This window comes from Paracandidimonas soli, assembly GCF_004342005.1.
GTDB classification, from domain to species: domain Bacteria; phylum Pseudomonadota; class Gammaproteobacteria; order Burkholderiales; family Burkholderiaceae_B; genus Paracandidimonas; species Paracandidimonas soli.
This window is the reverse complement of record NZ_SMBX01000002.1, coordinates 643,502-660,517: the sequence shown is the minus strand read 5'-3', so window position 1 is coordinate 660,517 and position 17,016 is coordinate 643,502. Positions and strand designations below refer to the sequence as shown.

Annotated in this window: 18 protein-coding genes; 17 read left to right on the top strand and 1 reads right to left on the bottom strand. The window is 63.3% G+C overall.

What is annotated here, in order from left to right; all coding sequences use genetic code 11:
• Positions 1 to 44 precede the first annotated feature (44 nt).
• On the bottom strand, positions 45 to 977 hold the full coding sequence (locus EV686_RS06735; RefSeq protein WP_132474760.1) for a LysR family transcriptional regulator: 933 nt from the start codon (positions 975 to 977) through the stop codon (positions 45 to 47).
• A gap of 169 nt (positions 978 to 1,146) precedes the next feature.
• Between EV686_RS06735 and metE the strand changes: the two genes are divergently transcribed.
• The 17 genes from metE to EV686_RS06655 all read left to right on the top strand — a co-directional run bounded on the left by metE (position 1,147) and on the right by EV686_RS06655 (position 17,015).
• Entirely contained in the window at positions 1,147 to 3,453 is a 2,307-nt protein-coding gene (metE, locus tag EV686_RS06730; protein ID WP_132474758.1) for a 5-methyltetrahydropteroyltriglutamate--homocysteine S-methyltransferase, read from the top strand.
• A 168-nt stretch (positions 3,454 to 3,621) separates the two neighbouring features.
• Positions 3,622 to 4,194 carry a DUF2889 domain-containing protein gene (locus EV686_RS06725; RefSeq protein ID WP_132474756.1) on the top strand — a complete coding sequence of 191 codons (573 nt, stop codon included), beginning with the start codon at positions 3,622 to 3,624 and terminating at the stop codon, positions 4,192 to 4,194.
• Between the two features lie 29 nt (positions 4,195 to 4,223).
• The gene (gene sucC, locus EV686_RS06720) at positions 4,224 to 5,384 is read left to right on the top strand and encodes an ADP-forming succinate--CoA ligase subunit beta (RefSeq protein ID WP_132474754.1); all 1,161 of its coding nucleotides are present in this window, start codon (positions 4,224 to 4,226) and stop codon (positions 5,382 to 5,384) included.
• Positions 5,385 to 5,405: 21 nt separating this feature from the next.
• Positions 5,406 to 6,299: a succinate--CoA ligase subunit alpha gene (sucD, locus tag EV686_RS06715; RefSeq protein WP_132474752.1), complete on the top strand. Its 894-nt coding sequence runs from the start codon at positions 5,406 to 5,408 to the stop codon at positions 6,297 to 6,299.
• A gap of 258 nt (positions 6,300 to 6,557) precedes the next feature.
• Positions 6,558 to 7,256: a TerC family protein gene (locus EV686_RS06710; RefSeq protein ID WP_132474750.1), complete on the top strand. Its 699-nt coding sequence runs from the start codon at positions 6,558 to 6,560 to the stop codon at positions 7,254 to 7,256.
• Positions 7,257 to 7,259: 3 nt separating this feature from the next.
• On the top strand, positions 7,260 to 7,385 hold the full coding sequence (locus tag EV686_RS18950; RefSeq protein WP_279389454.1) for a hypothetical protein: 126 nt from the start codon (positions 7,260 to 7,262) through the stop codon (positions 7,383 to 7,385).
• 3 nt (positions 7,386 to 7,388) lie between these two features.
• The gene (gene hemC, locus EV686_RS06705) at positions 7,389 to 8,351 is read left to right on the top strand and encodes a hydroxymethylbilane synthase (RefSeq protein WP_132474748.1); all 963 of its coding nucleotides are present in this window, start codon (positions 7,389 to 7,391) and stop codon (positions 8,349 to 8,351) included.
• 22 nt (positions 8,352 to 8,373) lie between these two features.
• A complete protein-coding gene (locus tag EV686_RS06700) occupies positions 8,374 to 9,165 on the top strand; it encodes a uroporphyrinogen-III synthase (protein WP_165972523.1) in 792 nt (263 codons plus the stop codon).
• Positions 9,166 to 9,192: 27 nt separating this feature from the next.
• Entirely contained in the window at positions 9,193 to 10,653 is a 1,461-nt protein-coding gene (locus EV686_RS06695; RefSeq protein WP_132474744.1) for a uroporphyrinogen-III C-methyltransferase, read from the top strand.
• A 2-nt stretch (positions 10,654 to 10,655) separates the two neighbouring features.
• Positions 10,656 to 12,134: a heme biosynthesis HemY N-terminal domain-containing protein gene (locus tag EV686_RS06690; RefSeq protein WP_132474742.1), complete on the top strand. Its 1,479-nt coding sequence runs from the start codon at positions 10,656 to 10,658 to the stop codon at positions 12,132 to 12,134.
• 31 nt (positions 12,135 to 12,165) lie between these two features.
• Positions 12,166 to 12,699, top strand: a complete 534-nt coding sequence (gene ppa / locus EV686_RS06685; RefSeq protein ID WP_132474740.1) for an inorganic diphosphatase — start codon at positions 12,166 to 12,168, stop codon at positions 12,697 to 12,699.
• Position 12,700: 1 nt separating this feature from the next.
• The gene (locus tag EV686_RS06680; protein ID WP_132474738.1) at positions 12,701 to 13,402 is read left to right on the top strand and encodes a fumarylacetoacetate hydrolase family protein; all 702 of its coding nucleotides are present in this window, start codon (positions 12,701 to 12,703) and stop codon (positions 13,400 to 13,402) included.
• Between the two features lie 22 nt (positions 13,403 to 13,424).
• Entirely contained in the window at positions 13,425 to 13,739 is a 315-nt protein-coding gene (locus EV686_RS06675) for a putative signal transducing protein (protein ID WP_132474736.1), read from the top strand.
• Positions 13,740 to 13,943: 204 nt separating this feature from the next.
• Entirely contained in the window at positions 13,944 to 14,210 is a 267-nt protein-coding gene (locus tag EV686_RS06670; RefSeq protein ID WP_132474734.1) for a hypothetical protein, read from the top strand.
• Positions 14,207 to 15,523 (top strand): Tad domain-containing protein, encoded by a 1,317-nt coding sequence (locus EV686_RS06665; protein ID WP_132474732.1) that lies wholly within the window; start codon positions 14,207 to 14,209, stop codon positions 15,521 to 15,523. Before EV686_RS06670 ends, EV686_RS06665 begins: the two co-directional genes overlap by 4 nt.
• Positions 15,520 to 16,275, top strand: coding sequence for a hypothetical protein (locus tag EV686_RS06660; RefSeq protein WP_132474730.1), 756 nt, complete (start codon positions 15,520 to 15,522; stop codon positions 16,273 to 16,275). The genes EV686_RS06665 and EV686_RS06660 overlap by 4 nt, the downstream gene beginning before the upstream one ends.
• Positions 16,272 to 17,015 (top strand): hypothetical protein, encoded by a 744-nt coding sequence (locus tag EV686_RS06655; RefSeq protein WP_132474728.1) that lies wholly within the window; start codon positions 16,272 to 16,274, stop codon positions 17,013 to 17,015. Before EV686_RS06660 ends, EV686_RS06655 begins: the two co-directional genes overlap by 4 nt.
• Position 17,016 lies beyond the last annotated feature (1 nt).

Below are 17,016 nucleotides of genomic sequence, written 5' to 3'. Positions count from 1 at the left end.
TCACACGTCCATGCGCAATCTTGGCATGCGCCAAGGCGCAAATATCACGTCGTAGCGCAATCCCCGGCGGCCCGTATGCCCTGCAGCGTGCCGAAGCAGGTTTCCCGGGCCTGCCTGACGAAGGCCTGCAGATAGTCCGACTGCGCGTCCTCGGCGCGCATGGCGGCATACAGCGTGCACCAGACGCCGCCTTCTCCCAGATGGCAGATGTGCAGCCATCCCTGCTCCAGGTATTCCGTCAGCGCCCAGTTGGGCAGCGCCGCCACGCCGCGCTGGCTGGCGACGAGCTGCACCATCATCGGCGTCAGCTCCACCTTGCGCAGTGAGGCAGGCTCGACACCCGCCGGATCCAGGAAGGACGTGAAGATGTCGAGCCGCTGGCGGTCGACCGGATAGGTGATCAGGACGTGCTCGGCCATCTGCTCCGGCGCGATGTGCGTGTATTTTGCCAGGAGATTCGCCGAGGCCACCGCAAGCACCAGCTCATAGCAGAAGAGCGGCATATAGACCACGCCATCGATGTCCTGCGGGTCCGATGTGATGACCACGTCGAGGTCGCCCCTGACCAGCGCGGGCAGGGGAGCGAACGAAAAGGCGGCGGACAGATCCAGCGCGACGTCGGGCCACTGCTGGCGGAATGTATCCAGCGCGGGCATGAGCCACTGGAAACAGGAGTGGCACTCGATGGCCACGTGCAGCCTGCCGGTCTTGCCGGCGGCCAGCCGCGCCAGTTCGCGCTCGGTGGCGCGCACCCTGGGCAACACCTCGTCGGCCAGAGCCAGAATGCGCAGGGCCGCGGTCGTCAGGCGGGCGGGGCGTGTACGGCGGTTGAGCAGCGGCGTCTTCAGCCGGACTTCCAGGTCGCGCAACTGATGGGACAGGGCGGACTGCGTGACGTGCAGGTATTCCGCCGCTTCCTGCAGGCTGCCGTGCTCCCGGATGGCGGTCAGGGTTTCCAGATGGCGTATTTCCAGCATGTCAGCGCTCCCGCTGTGAGGAAACGGTAATCGGAGATATATACATATTGAGTTCAGTAAAAATGAAATTTCTTCATTTAAAGAATGTGCTATTTGATTTTTTTATTCTTGGACTTCCCTTCACAATACTTGGGTAGATTCAATATTACTCATTTTCCGAGATATAAGCATGACTATTATTCATAATCTGGGCTTCCCCCGCATCGGCGTGCAGCGCGAACTCAAGCGGGCGCAGGAGGCCTACTGGAACGGCAAGGCCAGTGCGGAAGAGCTGCTGGCGACGGGCAAGGCGCTGCGGGAGCGCCACTGGGAGGTCCAGGCAAAGGCCGGCGTGGACCTCGTGCCGGTGGGGGACTTCGCCTGGTACGACCAGATCCTGGAGTGGACGACGCTGCTTGGCGCAGTACCAGCGCGCTTCGCCCAGCCTTCGGACCAGCCGGTCAGCCTGGATACCCTGTTCCGCATGGCGCGCGGACGCGCTCCCAGCGGCAAGCCTGCCGCCGCCTGCGAAATGACCAAGTGGTTCGATACCAACTATCACTATATCGTGCCGGAACTGGCGCCGGGCCAGACCTACCGCATCGCCCGTGAGTATCTGTTCGAGCAGGTGCAGGAGGCCCAGGCGCTGGGGCATCGCGTCAAGCCCGTCATCCCGGGCCCGCTGACCTGGCTGTGGCTGGGCAAGGGCGACGCCTTCACGCAAGGCGCGGACGATACCGCAAAGCTGCAACTGCTCGATGCCTTGCTGCCCGTCTATGCCGAAGTGCTCGCCCGCCTGAAGGCGCTGGGCGTCGAATGGGTGCAGGTCGACGAACCGATTCTCGCGCTGGATCTGAAGCCCGAATGGCGCGACGCCTATGCCCGGGCTTATGCCCGCCTGGCCGAAAGCGGAGTTTCCATCCTGCTGGCCACTTACTTCGAAGGCCTGAAAGACAACGCATCCGTGCTCAAGGGCCTGCCCGTCCAGGGCGTGCATATCGATCTGGTCCGCGCGCCCGGACAACTGCAGGATGTCGTGTCCCTGCTGGGACAGGACCAGGTGCTGTCGGCGGGGATCGTCAATGGCCGCAATATCTGGCGCACCGATCTTGATGCGGCGCATGAAGCATTGGCTTCCGTGCGCGCCGCGCTGGGCGAGCGCCTGTGGATCGCTCCTTCCTGCTCGTTGCTGCATGTGCCGGTCGACCTGGCGGCAGAGACCGAGCTCGATGCCGAACTGCGCGGCTGGCTGTCGTTTGCAACGCAAAAGCTCGATGAGCTGCGCTGGCTGGCGAAACTGCTGGACGGCAGGCTGGACTCCGAGGCGGAGCAGGGCCTGGCCGCGCAGCGCGCGGCGCTGCAGGCGCGCCGCACTTCGACGCGCATCCATAATGCAGCAGTGAAGCAGCGCCTGGAGGCCGCGCGCGATGTCTCGCTCGAGCGCCGTCCGTTCGCGCAGCGCATTTCCGTGCAGCAAAAGGCGCTCGGCCTGCCCGCCTATCCTACGACCACCATCGGTTCCTTCCCGCAGACCCTGGAAATCCGGGCCTTGCGCCGCGACTGGAAGGCGGGCGGCATCAGCGACGCCGACTACGAGAAGGGCATCCGCAAGGAGATCGAGGATGTCATCCGCTTCCAGGAGAAGATCGGCCTGGACGTGCTCGTGCACGGCGAGCCGGAACGCAATGACATGGTCGAGTATTTCGGAGAGTTGCTGGGCGGTTTCGCCTTCACGCGCAATGGCTGGGTACAGAGCTATGGCTCGCGCTGCGTCAAGCCGCCCATCATTTTCGGCGATGTGGTCAGGCCCGCGCCCATGACCGTGGCATGGTCCTCCTATGCCCAATCGCTGACGGACAAGCCGGTCAAGGGCATGCTGACGGGCCCCGTCACCATCCTGCAGTGGTCCTTCGTGCGCGATGACCAGCCGAGAGAAGCGACGTGCCGCCAGTTGGCGCTGGCGCTGCGCGACGAGGTCAACGACCTGGAAGCGGCGGGCATTACCGTCATTCAGATCGACGAACCGGCCATCCGCGAGGGCCTGCCTCTGCGCCGCGCCGACTGGAGCGCCTATCTGGCATGGGCCGTGGATTCTTTCCGCCTGTCCACCAGCGGCGTGCAGGACGATACGCAGATCCACACCCATATGTGCTATTCGGAATTCAACGACATCATTGAATCCATCGCCGCCATGGATGCGGACGTGATCACGATAGAGACGTCGCGCTCCAACATGGAGCTGCTGGACGCTTTCGAGGCCTTCCAGTATCCGAACGACATCGGCCCGGGCGTCTACGACATCCACTCCCCGAACGTGCCGGAGGTGGAATGGATGGTCGATCTGATCCGCAAGGCGGCGTCGCGCCTGCCGGGCGAGCGCCTGTGGGTGAATCCGGATTGCGGCCTTAAGACGCGCGCATGGCCCGAGACCGAGGCCGCATTGAAACTGATGGTGGATGCCGCGCGCGTATTGCGCCAGGAGACCGCCGGCGCCTGATGCATGCATCAGGCCTCCGTGAGCGGGCCGGGTCCCGGCAGGGGGAAGGGCCTGCTCACGGAACATAGTCCCCGGCCGGGCTCCCGGCCGGATCGCGGGCGTCCTGCCATTGCGTATCTCCTGCGCTATACTTAGCAGGTTTTTCTGCTCTCAGGCGTTTCATCCCCCATGCCGTTGCCCCTGCCACAGACCGGACGCACACCGCTGCATACGCGAACGATCCGCGCGCAGTCGTACGCGCGCGACGATGGGCAGTGGGATATCGATGTGCAACTGGTGGATGTGAAGGCATATGACTTCACGAGAACCAACGGGACGGAACACAAGGCCGGCGAACCCGTGCACGACATGCTCCTGCGCATCACGTTCAACGACGAATTCATCATTACCGATGCGGTTGCCGCCTACGATGCGGCGCCTTATGGCGCCGATTGCACGGCAATCGCCACGGATTATGGCGCTCTGGTCGGCATGAACCTGCTGCGCGGTTTCAGGCAGGCCGTGAAGGCGCGTTTCGGCCGCACGGCGGGCTGTACGCACATGAGCGAGCTTTCGGGCGTGCTGCCTACGGTCGCAGTCCAGACCATGGCAAAAGAGCGGCGCAGGAAAGTGGTTTCCGCTCCCCAGGAGCGCCCGTTCCAGCTCGAAGGCTGTCATGCGCTTCGGCTGGATGGCCCCGTTGTGCGGGAGTATTATCCCAAATGGTATGCCGGTCCCGGGCAGGCGGCCGAGCACAAGTAATCTTTTTTCCCCATCCATACAGGTAGACAATGAAAATTCACGAATATCAAGGCAAAGAATTGCTGAAGAAGTTCGGCGTTACGGTGCCTCGCGGCATCCCTGCGTTCTCGGTTGACGAGGCCGTTGCCGCAGCGGAAAAGCTGGGCGGCCCGGTCTGGGTCGTCAAGGCGCAGATCCATGCCGGCGGCCGCGGCAAAGGCGGCGGCGTGAAGCTTGCCCGTTCACTGGATGAGGTCCGCAAGTTGTCTTCCGAGATCCTGGGCATGCAGCTGGTCACGCACCAGACCGGCCCCGAAGGCCAGAAAGTCCGCCGCCTGTACATCGAAGATGGCGCCGACATCCAGAAGGAATACTACGTTTCCGTCGTGACCGACCGCGCCACGCAGAAAGTGGCCTTCATCGCCTCCAGCGAAGGCGGCATGGACATCGAGGAAGTCGCGCATTCCTCGCCGGAAAAGATCATCACCGAATACATCGACCCGCTGACCGGCCTTAGCGCCGAGCAGGCCACCAAGATCGCCAATGCCATCGGCATGCCGGCCGATTCCACCGCCCAGGCCGTGGACATCTTCCAGAAGCTGTACCAGTGCTACATGGAAACCGACGCCTCGCTGGTCGAGATCAACCCGCTGAACCGCGACAGCAAGGGCAACGTCATCGCCCTGGACGCCAAGTTCAACTTCGACTCCAACGCGCTGTTCCGTCATCCTGAAATCGTGGAATACCGCGACATGGACGAAGAGGATCCCGCCGAAATCGAAGCCAGCAAGTTCGACCTGGCCTACATCCAGCTGGACGGCAACATCGGCTGCCTGGTGAATGGCGCCGGCCTGGCCATGGCCACCATGGACACCATCAAGCTGTTCGGCGGTGAGCCCGCCAACTTCCTGGACGTAGGCGGTGGCGCCACGGCAGAGAAGGTCACGGAAGCCTTCAAGATCATGCTCAAGAACGACGATGTCAAGGCCATCCTGGTCAACATCTTCGGCGGCATCATGCGTTGCGACGTGATCGCCGAAGGCGTGATTGCGGCATGCAAGGCGGTCAACCTGAACGTACCGCTGGTCGTACGCATGAAGGGCACCAACGAAGAACTCGGCAAGCAGCTGCTGGCCCAGTCCGGCCTGCCCATCATCAGCGCCGATACCATGGCCGAGGCCGCTACCAAGGCTGTTGAAGCTGCCAAGTAATCTTGCCAAGGATATTTTCAAATGTCGATTCTGATCAATAAAGATACCAAAGTCATCACCCAGGGGATCACTGGCAAGACCGGCCAGTTCCATACCCGCATGTGCCGTGAATACGCCAATGGCAAGGAAGCCTTTGTCGCCGGCGTGAACCCCAAGCGCGCAGGCGAGGATTTCGAAGGCGTGCCCATCTACGGTTCGGTCAAGGACGCCAAGGCTGAAACCGGCGCCACGGTTTCCGTGATCTACGTTCCGCCCGCGGGCGCCGCGGCCGCCATCTGGGAAGCCGTCGAGGCCGACCTGGACCTGGCCATCTGCATCACCGAAGGCATCCCCGTGCGCGACATGCTGGAAGTGCGCAACAAAATGAAGGCCAAGGAAGCCGCAGGCGGCAAGAAGACGCTGCTGCTGGGCCCCAACTGCCCCGGCCTGATCACGCCCGACGAAATCAAGATCGGCATCATGCCCGGCCACATCCACCGCAAGGGCCGCATCGGCATCGTCAGCCGCTCCGGCACTCTGACCTACGAAGCCGTGGCGCAAGTCACCGAGCTCGGCCTGGGCCAGTCCAGCGCGGTCGGCATCGGCGGCGACCCCATCAACGGCCTGAAGCACATCGACGTCATGAAGCTGTTCAATGACGATCCCGATACCGACGCCGTCATCATGATCGGCGAAATCGGCGGTCCCGACGAAGTCGAAGCCGCGCGCTGGGTCAAGGACAACATGAAGAAGCCCGTGGTCGGCTTCATCGCCGGCGTTACGGCGCCCCCCGGAAAGCGCATGGGCCACGCCGGCGCGCTGATCTCGGGCGGTGCCGATACGGCCGACGCCAAGCTCGAAGTGATGGAAGCCTGCGGCATTCTCACGACGCGCAATCCTTCCGAAATGGGCAAGCTGCTGAAATCGGTACTGTAATCGCCTGATTTCGTCCTGGAGGGATGAGCGTCTCGTCCCTCCAGGTTGTTTTGCGGCTTGCCGCAAGCACAGACGGTATTTTCTACCACCGGGCCGCCTCGGAAATAAACGCGCTCCCATGCGGAGCGACGGGCCGATGCACGGCGTGAGGGTATTCTTCTACTGCCTGTTTTTGCGACAAGCCGGACTGCAATGTGGCTACGCGGGGGCGTAGCCATTTCCTATAACAAGCCGCTTTAAGCGGCAAGGGAGTCTGACATGCTTGAGTTTTTCCAAAATCTGCACTGGGCAGCCGTATTCCAGATCATTCTCATCGACATCCTGCTGGGGGGCGATAACGCGGTTGTCATCGCGCTGGCCTGCCGGAACCTGGACAAGGCCAATCGCCTCAAGGGCATCCTGTGGGGGACGGCCGGCGCCATCATCCTGCGCGTCATCCTGATCGCTTTCGCGCTGACGCTGCTTTCCATCCCATTCCTCAAGCTGGCCGGCGCCTTGCTGCTGCTGTGGATCGGCATCAAGCTGCTGGTTCCCGAGGACGAGCACCATGAAATCGAGGGTGGAAAATCCATCTGGTCGGCGGTGAAGACTATCATCATTGCCGACTTCGTCATGAGCTTGGACAATGTCATCGCCATCGCCGGGGCCGCGCAGAATACCGCGGAGCATCATCAGCTCGGCTATGTCATTTTCGGCCTGCTGGTCAGCGTGCCCATCATCATCTGGGGCAGCACACTGGTGCTCAAGCTGATCGATCGCTTCCCCTTGGTGGTCACGTTCGGTGCGGGTTTGCTTGGCTGGATCGCAGGCGGTATGCTGGTGACTGATATCTTCATAGTCGACAAGTTCGGTCCGCTGGATCCCAGCGTCAAGATCGCTGCGGAAGTCACCTGCGCAATCTTGGTCATCGCCGTGGGCAAGCTGATCACCAGCCGCCGGACTGCCAAGAAAGGATAGGCAATGGCGCTCTTCAAGTCTTCGAAACGCACCAAGTCGGAATCCGGCCTGTCTCTGCTGCAAGGGCTGGCCATTCTGGCGGTAATCGGTATCGTCCTCAAGGTGGTCATAGACCTCTTCGCAAGGTAGTCAATGAAACAGGAATCCACACCGGGCAAGCTCGTCATAGCAACACGGGCCAGCAGGCTGGCGCTCTGGCAGGCGGAGCGCGTCAAGGCGCGGCTGCAGGCGCTGTATCCGTCATGTGAAGTCTCGCTGCTCGAGATGACCACCCGGGGCGACCAGATACTGGATCGCTCGCTGTCGAAAATCGGCGGCAAGGGGCTGTTCATCAAGGAACTGGAAACCGCGTTGCTGGACGGTTCGGCGGACCTGGCGGTTCATTCATTGAAGGATGTGCCGGTCGATATGGACGATATGTTCCGGCTGTCCGTCATCCTGGATCGCGACGATGTGCGCGATGCCTTCGTTTCGAATGATTACGACTCTCTCGAAGCGCTGCCGCAAGGCGCTGTCGTGGGCACGTCCAGCCTGCGCCGCGAGGCGCAGATCCGGGCCAATTATCCCCATCTGCGGGTGCAGCCGCTGCGTGGCAACCTGGATACCCGGTTGGGAAAGCTGGATCGAGGCGAGTATGCGGCCATCATCCTGGCTGCGGCTGGCCTGCGCCGCCTGGGATTGCCGGATCGCATCCGCAACAGCATCTCCATCGACGTCAGCCTGCCCGCGGCGGGCCAGGGCGCGCTGGGCATCGAGATCCTGGCCTCGCGCCCGGAAATGCATCGGTGGCTGCAGCCGCTGGCATGCCGGCAAGCCAGTGTCTGTTGTGAAGCCGAGCGCGCGGTCTCCCGCGTGCTGGGCGGATCGTGCCAGGTGCCTTTGGCGGCGCATGCAGTGCTCGAGGATGAAACGCTGCGTGTTCGCGGCCTCGTGGCTACGCCTGACGGCGCCAGGATCGTGCGGGCGGAAAAAACCGGCCCAGCATCGGAAGCCGTTGCGCTGGGCGAGTCCGTGGCGCGCGAGCTGATCCGGGACGGGGCGGGCGAGATTCTGGCGGCGCTGCTCCCGGGCGATACCGGACAGGCGTCTGGCTGAGCCGGGCCGGCCAGGGATGAAGATGACGCCATTCGTCTTGCTGACACGCCCTGATGGCAAGAATACCGAGCTGAACACCCGCTTGGAGCAGGCAGGGCTGGATGTGCTGGCCTTGCCAGTGCTGGAGCTCGAGGCAAGCGCGCCTTCGCAGGCGCCGGACCCCGCCGCCTATGACCTGATCGTATTCGTCAGCGGCTTTGCCGTCGGCTGCTATTTCCGCGCGCTGGAAAACATGGGCCTGCGGAGCTGGCCGCGGGGTGTATACGCGGCGGCGGTGGGCGCGGCAAGCGCCAATGCGCTGCTGCGTACAGGCATGGCGCCCGCCGATCGGATCGTGGCGCCGGACGCCGATTCCCGGCAGGATTCCGAAGCCTTGTGGGAAGAGCTGCAGCGCCGGGGGATCCATCCACGCCGCGTGCTGATCGTCTGCGGCGACAGCGGCCGCGCCTGGCTGGCCGAGCGCTTGAAACGGGAGGGCGCCGATGTACAGCGCCACCGCGCTTATATACGCAAGCCGGCGCAATGGCGGCCATGTCAGCTGGCGGCGCTGGCCGGGCTCGTCCGGTCGCAGCGCAGGGCCGTCGTCCTGCTGACCAGCAGCCAGGGCGTGGATGCGTGGCTGTCCTGCATGAAGGAGGCGGATATGATGGCGCTCGTGACGCGTACAGACTTCGTCGTGGTGCATGAGCGCATAGCCCGGCACTTGCGCCAGAGCGTCGCCCATTTGTATCCGGACGCGAAAGCAACAATAATCGTAAGCAAACCGGATGACAAAATCATGTTTCGGTCTATTATGACGCTTGCCTTAGCTTAGGCAGGTTCCAAGGATTACAATTCCGCTATGACAGAAATCAATACCGAACCCCAAGTTTCCGGCATGCAAGAGCAGACCGAGGCATCGCCAGTCAAGAACAAGCCCGGCAAAGGCGCGGGCAGAAGCATTCTGCTGGCCGTATTGCTGCTGGTTATCGTGCTGCTGGGAGCCGCCTTCTGGTATCAGCAGCAACAGTTCCAGCAGGTCATGCAGCAGATGACGCGGCAACTGGAACAGGGCGCGGCAGTGGCGCGTCAGGCCGACGAAAGGGCGCAGCAGGCCCTGGCCGCCATGAAGCGGCAGGAGTCCCGCGTAAGCGAGTTGAAAAATACCGTCGATGCGGCGGACTCGCACCTGCAAAGCCTGGAGCAGGCGCTGCAGATCGCGACCGATAGCGGCTCCGACCTGATGCTGCTCAACGATATAGACAGGCTGCTCGTCATCGCGCAGCAGCAACTGCAGCTGAGCAGCAACGTGGGCAACGCCATCATTGCACTGGAAAGCGCGCAGTCACAGCTGGCCAGGGCGAACCGGCCCTCGTTCGCCTCCGTCCAGCAAGCGCTCAACGGCGACCTGGACCGCCTGCGAGGCGTCGCCAATGTCGATTTCGCCCTGCGGACTTCGCAGCTGGATAACCTGTACGGCCTGATCAGCGACGCTCCCATGTTGGTGGACAGCCCGCAGGCATCAGGCGGCGCCGAAGAGATTGCGCAGGCCGCCCAGCCCAGGAATACGCCGGAAGCCCCCACGGAGTCTGCCGCGCCGGTGGACGAGTCCTGGTGGAAAACGTCGCTGGACGTCGCGCAGCGCTGGTCGATGGAAGCATGGCAATCGGTCAAGCATGACCTGAACTCCCTGATCGAAGTACGCCGTGTGGACGATCACGCGGCCTTGCTGATGTCCCTGGACCAGTCGGAACGCCTACGCGACAGCATGCGCTTGCGCGTAGTGACCGCGCGCCTGGCGTTGCTGATGCGCCAGCCGGACGTCTGGAAATCCGAGCTGGCCATGCTGGAGAAAATGCTGAGCACCCGTTTCGACGGCAACTCGGCACAGGTCCGCCAGGCGATTTCCCTGGTGAATGCGCTGGCGGAGACGCCGGTGGCAGCCGACCTGCCGACACTGGAGAACAGCGTACGCGCCATCGAGGCGCAGCGCGAGGTCGTGGCGACGTCTTCGTCCAACGGAACAACCCCTCCGGTCGCGAATGCGGCCAAGGATGAGGAAGACAAGAAGGATATCGAGTTCCCCAACCTGGTTGGGCATACGCCCGACGAGAATGGCGGCGATCGTCCGGGCGCCGACGAGGCACGGGGCGCAGGCAGCAACGGTGGCTCCGCGGAAACTCCTGCCGGGCAGCCGCAGGCCGCCCCTGCGGCGCAGGGCACGCCGCCCGCGAACAACGCGGGGCAGACCGTTTCCCATCGTGAGGCTTCGGGCATGGTCGTTGCTGATCGGCTGCGCGCATCCGCTTCGGCAAGGAGCTGATCATGCGTACCTGGCTCTGGACCATTCTGCTGCTGGCGCTGGCTGTGGCGCTGGCGCTTCTCCTCAGGACACACGGCGGCAATGTGCTGATCGTGGCGCCGCCATGGCGCGTCGAAATGTCGCTGACGCTGGCTGTGCTGCTGCTGCTGGCGATATTTTTCATCGCCCATGTGACACTGCGCATCATCTACTGGTTCTCCGGAAGTCCCGAGCGTTTCCGCCTCTGGCGCGGCCGCCGCGCCGAAAAGCGCGACGCCGAGCTGCTCGAATCCGGCTGGATCGGCATGATGGAAGGCCGCTACGATCAGGCGCAGAAAGAATTCCAGCGCCTGCTGGATCGCACGAAAGCCTCGCAGCGCAAAGTGCTGGCGGCCTTGGCGCTGGCGCGTGCCGCGCACGACGATGCGGCCTACGAACGGCGCGATGAAGCGCTCGAGCGCGCGCGCCAGGCGGCCAACGATCCGCGGCTGCGCGAGGCGACGGCTATCGCGGCAGCGGAAATGCTGCTCGACGAAGGACGAGCCCAGGAGGCGCTCGGCTTGCTGCAGCCCATCCAGGACGCCACATCCCTGCATGTGAATGCCACGCGCCTGTTGCTGCGCGCGCATCGGCAACTGGGCAATTTCGACCAGGTCTATGAGTTGACCCGCCTGCTGTCGCGCCGAGGCGGCCTGGTGAAGTCGGAAGCCCAGGCATTGATCGAAACCTCGGCTGCGGCACGGCTGCGCGCCGCCGGCGATGACGGCTACAAGGCCGTCTGGAGCGACCTGAAGTCCGAGGAGCGGGTGCTGCCTGGCGTCGCGTTCGAGGCGGCAGCCATCCAGACAGCCAAGGGCAATCACGAAGATGCCGCAAAAATCCTCCAGGCGTCGCTCGATGTATCTCTGGATCCGCAACTGCTGGCTGTCTACGCCCAGTGTCCGCCGGAGCATGTGGCAAAGCGCCTGAACAAGGCGGAAGGCTGGCTGAAATCCAATCCCGAAAACCCCGACCTGCTGGCGGCCCTGGGCAATCTGTGCCTGACCGGGCAGCTGTGGGGGCAGGGCGAGCGCTATCTCCAGCGCAGCATGCGGATCCGCAGCGATGCCAGGGTGCATGCGCTGCTGGGCAGTCTCTACGACAGGCTGGGTCGCTCCGAAGATGCGGCGCGCCACTGGCGGCTGGCATCCGGCGTTGCCGGCGCGCTGCCTGTATTGGCGGCGGACAGTCTGTTGCCGGCGGCCGATACCCGGCAGGATCCCGCCCGCCTCGAAGCAGAAATCGAAGACGAACTGACGGACGAACAAGCTGCTGTCGCTGGCGCCCATACGGCGTTCGTCGAGGGCCTGCCCGAGGAAATGGACACCGCGGCCAAGCCGGTGCCGGTAGAGCAGAGGCCCGAAGACGACAGCGTCGACGATTACTTCGACAGCGCCCCCATTCCCGGCGTCGATGTCGAGCAGACATCCGACAGGCCGTCGTCCGGTTCGCACAAGTACTGATTTTTTCCCAAATCTCAAGGTTGTCATTCAAATGAGTCTCGATAGAGTATCCGCAGGCGAGAAAGCGCCGGAAGAATTCAACGTCATCATCGAAATCCCGATGAATTCGGATCCCGTCAAATACGAAGTCGACAAGGAAAGCGGTGCGGTATTCGTCGATCGCTTCATGCTGGCCGCCATGCATTACCCTTGCAACTACGGCTACATTCCCCAGACGATCGCCGACGATGGCGATCCCCTGGACGTCTTGGTGATCACGCCTTTCCCGGTGCAGGTCGGCTCCGTCATCCGCTGCCGCACCATCGGCGTGCTGGAAATGGACGACGAGGCCGGCGGCGATGCCAAGCTGCTCGCGCTGCCCGCCGACAAGCTTTATCCCCCGTATCGTGGCATCCAGTCCGTGGAAGACCTGCCCGAAGAAGAGATGGCCCGCATTAAGCACTTCTTCGAGCACTACAAGGACCTGGACAAGGGCAAGTGGGTCAAGGTCAAGGGCTGGGCCGACCGCGAGGCGGCGCACAAGGAAATCCGTGAATCCATCGCACGCTACGCAGGGAAGGCCTGATATGTCCGAATTCGTCATCCAACCACATGAACGTCCGGCGCTGGAAGTCGCGGGAAGCAGCGGCCGTTTTCCTGTCCGCCGCATTTATTGCGTAGGCCGCAACTATGCCGAGCACGCCCGCGAAATGGGCGATTCCGGCCGCGAAGCGCCGTTCTTTTTCAGCAAACCCGCCGATGCGCTCCTGACGATCAAGGATGGCGAGACAGGCAATATGGCCTATCCGTCGCAGACGTCGGACCTGCACCATGAGGTCGAGCTGGTCGCGGCGCTGGGTAGCGGCGGGGTCAACCTGACGCCCGCGCAGGCCCAGCAGGCCATCTGGGGCTATGCCGTCGGCCTAGACATGACGCGCCGCGACCTGCAGGGCGCGGCAAAGGCCAAGGGACGCCCCTGGGAGCCCGGCAAGGCATTCGAGCAATCGGCCCCGATTGGACCGCTGCATCCCGCCGCCGCCACCGGCGATCTGCAGAAAGGCGCCATCACGCTGTCCGTCAACGGCCAGGAACGCCAGAAAGGCGACCTGTCCGACATGATCTGGAGCGTGGCCGAGTCCATCGCCCATCTGTCCACTCTGTTCGAGCTGAAAGCGGGCGACCTGATCTTTACGGGTACCCCGGCAGGTGTCGGCGCGGTCGTGGCGGGCGACGAACTGGTCGCTTCCATAGAGGGGCTGGGCGAGCTCAAGGTAAGGATCGCGGCCTGATCATCGATTGCGGCAGGGGTTTATGTTCCGATTGGCTCGCGCCCCTGATCTGATGCTTGCCCAGCATTGGATCAACCTGTTGCAGCAAGCAGGCATCGCTTGTCATTTGACTGGCCAGCATCTGCAAGGCGTCGCGGGCGAAATTCCGGTGGATCAATGCGGTCCCGACTTGTGGCTGGAGCACGAGCGTGATCGGGACCTGGCAATGCGCCTCATAGAGGGGGACGCCGGCGACCAGTCTGGATCGAGATCGCACTGGTGCTGCGACTCCTGCGGAGAGTGGCTGGAGCCGCAGTTCACGGTATGCTGGCGATGCGGCGCGGAGCGCCCCGCCTAGGCCAGTGTTTTTGAATGTTCCCCACCGAATCCCGCTGACACGCGGGTCGGGAGACGGGCAATATCGCAGGTTCAGTCCGGCGATATTGCCCGTTTTTCATGCTCTATGCGTGGACACTTCCGTCCAGCTCGGCTTTTGCGAATTGTTGTGGCGTGTGGGCTGAGCCAAACTTCCGCTATCGCTTGATGTTGTTCAGGGGGAAGCATGAAACGCAGGCAATGGAACAGGCAGTCCGGGCAGGGCATGACCGAGTATGTGATTGTCGTGGCGCTGGTGGCAGTGGCGGCCATAGCCGTCTATCAGTCCTTCGGACAGGTCATACGCGGCCAGACAGCCGCCATGGCGAAGGAACTGGCCGGAGAAGATGGTTCCGAGTATTCGCGCATGGCCCAGGGGGCCGCGGAAAGCGCCGCCGCCCAGGCGGCGGCGAAGTCTCTTAAATCCTTCACCGGCAATGCAGAGGGGCAATGATGTGCCTCTCGCGTCCGATGGCGCGCCAGCAAGGCCAGGCGCTGGTGCTGGTCCTTATCCTGATGGGCGTACTCGCGCTGGCCTTCCTGCGGTATTTCCAGGCCGGGCAGATGGTCGCCGCCAAGAGCAGGCAGTTGCATGCGCTGGATGCCGCCAGCTACAGCGCCGCGCTGGTGCAAGCCAAGGTCATGAACCTCCTGTCTTATCTCAACCGGGCGCAGGCGGGACACCAGGTGGCGATGGCGCACCTGACTGCGCTGGGCGCCTGGGCCATGTTCGGCCAGACCCAGGCTGGGCAACTGCTGCAGGGAAACCCACCGGTCCATCTGATCGGCATGCAGTTCGGCATCAAGTACGGCCAGGCCTATGCCTCCAGCAGGGCCCTGGCGGGCCAGGGCCGCATGCTGTACGACGCATTGATGCAGGCCCACCAGGCGCATGATCGCAAGGTGCGCCAGGTGCTCCAGGCCTTGCAGACGCAGCTCGTCGTGGCTCTGCCGGCTGCGCGCATGCAGGCTCTGAGACAGGTGCTGGAACGTAATTACGGAGTCGCTGCTCTTCCCGAAGGCACGCGCCTGGAAATCAGGAATGACGGATGGCCGGGATATCTTGCAAGGCAGTCCGGCACGCGATTGCTGCCTTTCCTGGACGAGCTGGCAGGCCTGTATGCCTTTCTGTCGCCGCGCAACGAAACCCGGAAGAATCCCTGGCCGGTCAGCAGCCGTTGCCCGTGGCGCAGGCATGAGCTTAGGCGCAGGGGAGATACCCGGCTGGATGCGTCCGGTCACTGGCAGTCCCAGGATACCTTGTCCTTCCACGCCTTGCGCTCCAATCGCTGGATCGGCTGCTATTTTCGCGAGTATCCGATGGCATGGGCCTGGATACCGGAATCGGGCGGAGCGGCGGACGGCATCGAGCATGTAGAGGATCCGCCGGAAGACTTTTCCGAGCAGGATTTCTGGCGCTGGGTACAGGAGAGAACCGACTGGAACATTTTTTCCGGCAGCAACAATCCACTGGCGAACTCGCGCGCCGTTGCCGCGCGCACTGTCTGGTCGGGCATGGGGCTGGGCTTCCATTACGACGTCAGTGCCGCGCATCGCCGGCGGGAGCTGACGTTCGATACCTATCTGGGCATGCCGGGGCGGGGCGGACAGATCGTTCATGCCGCCAGCGCGGCAAGGACTTTCTTTTCCCTGCCTCCCGCCGCTCGTTCGCTCGATACGGCGCAGGCGCTGCCGCACCATCATTTGTTCCATCCTTATTGGCAGGCGGCATTGGCTTCGCCTTCAGATGGTGGAGGGATGCCATGATGAGGGCGGGCCAATGCGGGCAAGCACTGGCGGAGGGGCTGGTCGCCATGCTAGCCCTGATCGTCATGGCGGGCGCCGTCGCCTGGCTGTATCGATGGCAGGATATCGCTTTGCAGGCGACTCATGCCAGCCGGGCCCTGGCATTCGAGCACGTGCGTAATCCACAGGCGAGCCAGATGTCGGAGGCGGCCGAACGTGTTTTCCATGGCGGGCAGCATTGGAACGACAGGCGGGGCAAGGCCTTGCTGCCTCGCGGGTCGGTGCGCTGGGGTATTTCCGTCGATGATTCGATGGCGGGTGCGAAGATCCGGTCCAGCGGCCTGCCTCCTCTTGCGGACTCGGCGTGGCGCGAGCTGGGGTTCGAGGAGGATGTCATTGCGACCGCATCCATCGTCGTCGTGGAGGATGGCGACGTCATGCGAATGGCTGACGTGTCACTGCAGAAAAAAGCGCCGGGAGCCGGCGGTTCCGTCCATCTGCAGGGAATGCGGCTGGCGCGGCAGACATCCATTCTGTCCGGCGCGGCCGGCCATGCGGAAAGCCACGGGCAGGCGCAGCAGCGTATCGCCGGTTCCTTGGTCTTGTGGCGTTCGGAGGCGGATGCCTCCATGGCGCTGGGCAGGCGGACGGAAACGCTCATGCGTCCGGTGGATGCTCCCTGGAAGCGGCCCTTGCCCGATTTCGACTGGCTGTCGCCGTGGGCGGGACGCCTGCCGGCCTATATTCAGAAACCGTATGGGAATCTGCCATGAAAAAGCGTATTGCATGCAGTGGTGCAACCCTCAGCGAGACAGCAGCGCGTCTGCTGTTTGCCGCCTGCGTATTGTCTGCCGTTGCTCCGCCGGCCAATGCGCTGGCAAGCGCACGCCTGCTCGATGGCGGGTTCGGGCGTATGGAAAAGACGGAAGGCTTCCGCTGGTCAGCTACCGAGACACAGCGGATCTCTCACATGCGCCTGCACACCCGGCGCTTCCTGTCCGATCGAGCGCTGCCGGATAGCGCAAGGCGGCTCAGCCAGAGCGGCACATTTACCAGGATGCTGCTGGCGCCGGCCATGATCCAGCTTTCGGGCATCGACGCCAACTGGCATTGGGTGGCTCACCTGGAAACGGCTGAAAGCGGAACCGCAGGCTATGTTTCCGCGCTCGAGATCTCGCCCTCCGCGATACCCCGGAAGGTGGACAGGCGGGATGCTTCCGGATTCTCGCTGACGGATGCGAATGCTCTGCTCGACCATGTTTCCTGGCCGGGAGGCATTGGCATTGCCCAGCAAGTCCTGCATGTCGGCGCGAGTCATGCGCACATGCTTGCCTACCTGCAGCGCAGACTGCGCGGGGAAGGTTGGGGCACTGATGCCTTGCTCTCATCGGCTGCGGATGGCTATTCGTCCTGGCAGAGACATGGGGAAAGGCTGGTCCTGTTGCCCGATGCACTGGGTGAAGGCAGCCTGCTCTATCACAGCCGCTTGGCGGTTGCATCGGAGGGAGAGTGAG

Coding starts and splice junctions, on each gene's coding strand:
- hemC (WP_132474748.1), top strand. CDS start 7,389: ATGAAACAGGAATCCACACCGGGCAAGCTCGTCATAGCAACACGGGCC.
- EV686_RS06670 (WP_132474734.1), top strand. CDS start 13,944: ATGAAACGCAGGCAATGGAACAGGCAGTCCGGGCAGGGCATGACCGAG.
- EV686_RS06655 (WP_132474728.1), top strand. CDS start 16,272: ATGAAAAAGCGTATTGCATGCAGTGGTGCAACCCTCAGCGAGACAGCA.
- EV686_RS18950 (WP_279389454.1), top strand. CDS start 7,260: ATGGCGCTCTTCAAGTCTTCGAAACGCACCAAGTCGGAATCCGGCCTG.
- EV686_RS06735 (WP_132474760.1), bottom strand. CDS start 977: ATGCTGGAAATACGCCATCTGGAAACCCTGACCGCCATCCGGGAGCAC.
- sucC (WP_132474754.1), top strand. CDS start 4,224: ATGAAAATTCACGAATATCAAGGCAAAGAATTGCTGAAGAAGTTCGGC.
- EV686_RS06700 (WP_165972523.1), top strand. CDS start 8,374: ATGACGCCATTCGTCTTGCTGACACGCCCTGATGGCAAGAATACCGAG.
- EV686_RS06675 (WP_132474736.1), top strand. CDS start 13,425: ATGTTCCGATTGGCTCGCGCCCCTGATCTGATGCTTGCCCAGCATTGG.
- EV686_RS06665 (WP_132474732.1), top strand. CDS start 14,207: ATGATGTGCCTCTCGCGTCCGATGGCGCGCCAGCAAGGCCAGGCGCTG.
- metE (WP_132474758.1), top strand. CDS start 1,147: ATGACTATTATTCATAATCTGGGCTTCCCCCGCATCGGCGTGCAGCGC.
- EV686_RS06660 (WP_132474730.1), top strand. CDS start 15,520: ATGATGAGGGCGGGCCAATGCGGGCAAGCACTGGCGGAGGGGCTGGTC.
- EV686_RS06725 (WP_132474756.1), top strand. CDS start 3,622: ATGCCGTTGCCCCTGCCACAGACCGGACGCACACCGCTGCATACGCGA.
- EV686_RS06695 (WP_132474744.1), top strand. CDS start 9,193: ATGACAGAAATCAATACCGAACCCCAAGTTTCCGGCATGCAAGAGCAG.
- sucD (WP_132474752.1), top strand. CDS start 5,406: ATGTCGATTCTGATCAATAAAGATACCAAAGTCATCACCCAGGGGATC.
- EV686_RS06690 (WP_132474742.1), top strand. CDS start 10,656: ATGCGTACCTGGCTCTGGACCATTCTGCTGCTGGCGCTGGCTGTGGCG.
- EV686_RS06710 (WP_132474750.1), top strand. CDS start 6,558: ATGCTTGAGTTTTTCCAAAATCTGCACTGGGCAGCCGTATTCCAGATC.
- EV686_RS06680 (WP_132474738.1), top strand. CDS start 12,701: ATGTCCGAATTCGTCATCCAACCACATGAACGTCCGGCGCTGGAAGTC.
- ppa (WP_132474740.1), top strand. CDS start 12,166: ATGAGTCTCGATAGAGTATCCGCAGGCGAGAAAGCGCCGGAAGAATTC.